The organism is Cobetia sp. (assembly GCF_983723665.1).
In genome coordinates, this window is sequence record NZ_CFDJES010000136.1 from 1 (window position 1) to 4,693 (window position 4,693).

The 4,693-nt window shown below is 61.7% G+C and carries 2 protein-coding genes; one reads left to right on the forward strand and one right to left on the reverse strand.

Going from position 1 to position 4,693, the window contains the following annotated elements:
* The coding region (metH, locus tag AC4FAH_RS12125) for a methionine synthase (RefSeq protein WP_490246100.1) at positions 1-3,342 on the reverse strand (3,342 nt) is incomplete at its 3' end.
* Positions 3,343-3,733: 391 nt separating this feature from the next.
* Between metH and nfuA the strand changes: the two genes are divergently transcribed.
* A complete protein-coding gene (nfuA, locus tag AC4FAH_RS12130) occupies positions 3,734-4,324 on the forward strand; it encodes a Fe-S biogenesis protein NfuA (protein WP_054556652.1) in 591 nt (196 codons plus the stop codon).
* Positions 4,325-4,693 lie beyond the last annotated feature (369 nt).

Sequence of the window (4,693 nt, forward strand, 5' to 3'; positions counted from 1 at the left end):
GCGCTCGGCAAAGGCTTCGGCGAGACGGTCCGCCAGCGCCTTGACCATGATGGCGTTGTAATCATCGCCCGCCGCCTCATACTCCCTGGCCAGTTCATCCGCGCCATGCCCGGTGGTCACGGCGAAGCCACCGATCCAGTCCGGCTTGCCGCTGTCACGCGGGGCGATGAAGTCGGCGAGACTGTGACAGACGCCATCACGATTCTTGGTCATTTGCTGACGGATATGATGCAGGCGCTCGACCACCTGGGTACGTGACTCATCGGCGTAGACTTCCAGGGTGTCGTCGTCGACACAGTTGGCCGGCCAGAAGCCGATCACGCCACGTGCCAACAGCACCTTGCCATCGATCAGTTTGCGCAGCATCACCCTGGCATCGGCAAACAGCGAACGCGCCGCTTCCCCGACAATTTCATCCTGCAGAATCTTCGGGTACTTGCCCGCCAGCTGCCAGCTCATGAAGAAGGGCGTCCAGTCGATGCGCTCGACCAGTTCATTCAGATCGTAGTCATCGAAGACCTTGAGGCCGGTGAAGCTGGGGGCCGGCGGTATGTAATGCTCCCAGTCCGGCTGGAAACGGCGCTTGCGCGCCTCGCGGTAGTCGAGATCCGCGGCCTTGGGGCGGCGCTTGGCGTTGCGCTCGCGTACCACGGCGTACTCGGTGCGAATCTGATCGACATAGGCTGCCTTGAGTTCCGGCGAGAGCAGGCGCGAGGCCACGCCCACCGCGCGCGAGGCGTCGGTGACATAGATGACCGGCTGATCATACTGCGGTTCGATCTTGACTGCGGTGTGTGCCTTGGACGTAGTCGCACCACCGATCAGCAGCGGCAACTCGAACCCACGGCGCTGCATCTCCCTGGCGACATTGACCATCTCGTCCAGCGACGGTGTGATCAGCCCCGAAAGCCCGATGATGTCGGCCTTCTCGTCGATGGCGGTCTGCAGGATCTTCTCCGCCGGCACCATCACGCCCAGGTCGATCACCTCATAGTTGTTGCACTGAAGCACCACGCCGACGATGTTCTTGCCGATGTCGTGGACATCGCCCTTGACGGTTGCCATGACGATCTTACCCTTGGCCTGGGTCTCGCCGCTCTTCTCGGCCTCGATGAAGGGGATCAGGTGGGCGACCGCCTGCTTCATGACGCGCGCTGACTTCACCACCTGGGGCAGGAACATCTTGCCCGCGCCGAACAGGTCACCGACCACATTCATGCCGTCCATCAGCGGCCCTTCGATGACCTCGATGGGCCGGGCTGCCTGCAGGCGCGCCTCTTCGGTATCTTCCTCGATATGGACGGTGATGCCCTTGACCAGCGCGTGCTCGATGCGCTTGTTGACTGACCAGCTGCGCCATTCGAGGTCCTCCTTCTTCTCACCGCTGCTGCCATCGCCCTTGTACTTGTCGGCGATGTCGAGCAGACGCTCGGTGCTGTCATCGCGGCGGTTGAGCACCACGTCCTCGACGGCGTCGCGCAGCTCCCGGGGCAGGTCATCGTAGAGCGCCAGCTGGCCGGCGTTGACGATGCCCATACTCAGGCCTGCCTGGATGGCGTGATAGAGGAACACCGAGTGGATCGCTTCGCGGACCGGATTGTTGCCACGGAACGAGAAGGACACATTGGAGACGCCACCGGAAATCATCGCGTGGGGCAGGTTGTCATGAATCCAGCGCGTGGCCTCGATGAAATCGACCCCGTAGTTGTTGTGCTCCTCGATGCCGGTGGCGATGGCGAAGATGTTGGGGTCGAAGATGATATCCTCGGCCGGGAAGCCGATGTCATCGACCAGCATCCGGTAGGCGCGCTCGCAGATCTCGATCTTGCGCTGATAGGTATCGGCCTGGCCGACATCATCGAAAGCCATGACCACCACGGCGGCGCCGTGACGGCGACAGATCTGCGCCTGCTGACGGAAGCTTTCCTCGCCTTCCTTAAGCGAGATGGAATTGACCACCGCCTTGCCCTGAATGCACTTGAGCCCCGCCTCGATGATGTCCCACTTCGAGGAGTCGACCATGATCGGCACGCGCGAGATGTCCGGCTCCGAGGCGATCAGGTTCAGGAAGCGCACCATGGCCTCCTGTGACTCCAGCATGCCCTCATCCATGTTGACGTCGATGACCTGGGCGCCGTTCTCGACCTGCTCGAGGGCGACTTCCAGCGCGGTGGTGTAGTCCTCCTCCTTGATCAGGCGACGAAAGCGCGCAGAGCCGGTGACGTTGGTACGCTCACCGACATTGACGAACAGCGAGTCCGGCTGGATGTTGAAGGGCTCAAGCCCCGACAGGCGGCAGGCCGGCGCGATCTCCGGCACCTTGCGCGGCGGGTACTGGGCCACCACGCGCTTGACCGCCTGGATGTGCTGCGGGGTGGAGCCACAGCAGCCACCGATGATGTTGAGCAGGCCCGCGGCGGCGAAGGAGCCGATGATCTCGGCCATCTCGTCCGGGGTCTGGTCGTACTCGCCGAACTCGTTGGGCAGGCCGGCGTTGGGGTGCGCGGAGACAAAGGTATCGGCCTTCTCGGACAGCTCACGCAGATAGGGGCGTAGCTCCTCGGCGCCCAGCGCGCAGTTGAGGCCGATGCTCAGCGGGCGCGCGTGACGCACCGAGTTCCAGAAGGCTTCGGTGGTCTGGCCGGACAGCGTACGTCCCGAGGCATCGGTGATGGTGCCGGAAATCATCACCGGTAGGCGCGGATGACCTTCGTCGAACAGCTCCTCGAGGGCGTAGATCGCCGCCTTGGCATTCAAGGTGTCGAAGATGGTCTCGATCAGGATCAGGTCCGCGCCACCCTCGAAGAGCGCCAATGCGGCCTCGCGGTAGTTATCGCGCAGAATATCGAAGGTGACATTGCGCTTGGCGGGGTCATTCACGTCCGGCGAGATGGAGCAGGTGCGGCTGGTCGGGCCGAGCACCCCGGCGACGAAGCGCGGGATACCAGTCTCGGCGGCCACGGCATCCGCCGTCTTGCGCGCCAGGCGTGCCGATTCGAGATTGATCTCGTGGACCAGCCCCTGCATGCCGTAATCGGACTGCGACAGCTGAGTGGCATTGAAGGTGTTGGTCTCGACGATATCGGCGCCGGCCTCGAAGTAGGCGCGGTGGATCACCTCGACGATGTCCGGCCGGGTCAACGCCAGCAGGTCGTTGTTGCCCTTGATGTCGCTGGGCCAGTCGGCGAAGCGCTCGCCACGGAAGTCTTCCTCCTCCAGCCCGTAGCTCTGCAACATGGTGCCCATGCCGCCATCGAGGATCAGGATACGTTCCTGCAGCGCCTGGCTCAGCGCGTCGGGCAGGGGCAGAGAATAGGGAACAGGGGATAGGGCTTGCGCCATGACGGACTCCAGCGTGCGTGACCTGTCGCGTTGTCTCCCGAACGTGTAACTCTCATTACCAGGCCAGTACTTTGCCAAGCCAGTACCTTCTGAGCCAGTACCTTGCCGAGAAAGTCACACGCCACAGGCGCGAACTCATTGCTATTGAGAGGCGCTGGCGAGGGATCCGTTCACGAAATCCCCGCCTGGCCAGTTTGGGATATCGTATCAGACTGCAGAGTCGTCACGATGAGCATGATTCATGCGCAACATGAGTCAGTCAGGAGTGCCGGCAAGGGAGTGGCTGCGTGCAGGGCACCAAACCCGAGTGATTTGCTCAGGATTGCGAGTGCAGCAGGTTTTCCTTAACATGGAGCCATTAGTCACCTGACATCAAGAGAGTCTCTGCGCCATGAGTGAGAGCATCCAGATTACCGATAGCGCCCAGGAGTATCTTGCCGAGCTGCTCGAGAAGCAGAACGTCGAAGGCATCGGCGTGCGCATCTTCATCACCCAGCCGGGCACGCCGTATGCCGAGACCTGTCTCGCCTACTGCCGTCCTGGCGAGGAAGAGCCGACGGATGAGATCCTGGATCTGCCGAAGCTGAAGGTCTATCTCGACACGCACAGCGTGCCGTTCCTGGAAGAAGCGACCGTCGACTTCAATGCCGATCGCATGGGGGGGCAGCTGACCATCAAGGCGCCGAACGCCAAGATGCCCAAGGTCAACGCCGACAGCCCGCTGGAAGACCGCATCAACTATCTGCTCTACAGCGAGATCAACCCGGGCCTGGCGGCTCATGGTGGCGAGATCAAGCTGGTGCAGCTGACCGAAGAGCAGGTCGCCGTACTGCAGTTCGGTGGCGGTTGCCAGGGCTGCTCCGCCGTCGATCTGACGCTGAAGGATGGTGTCGAGAAGACGCTGATGGAGCGTATCCCGGAACTGACCGGTGTGCGTGACGTCACCGATCACACCGACACGACCAACGCCTACTACAGCTGATGTCGGGTCTGGCTTCAGGACTGAGATCAGGGTCGAAGCCAAGTACAGGCCAGAAACGCAATCTCCCATCGATTTTCGGTGGGAGATTTTTTTATGGGCGCGACGTCAGCCTGTAAGGCTGAGGCAATCTGACGCGAGCCTGTGACATCCAGACCCGGGCATACAGCGTATGAAGGGAGGTTCGGGGAAGTCGCTGCGTCAAGTATTAGTTTTATCTGGTATCGTAGCAGTATCTTTTTCATGCTGGCCGCGCCCATCGGCTGGCCGGCGTGACGCGTTTTTCGTCGAACGTTTCCTCCCATCGTCAAGAGATAGCCTTCATGAGTCTGGCCAACCTGCGCTTTCGCACCATCAACATCATCATCTGTG

Excerpts from the sequence above, each read along its gene's own strand:
- nfuA (WP_054556652.1), top strand. The coding sequence starts at position 3,734 with ATGAGTGAGAGCATCCAGATTACCGATAGCGCCCAGGAGTATCTTGCC.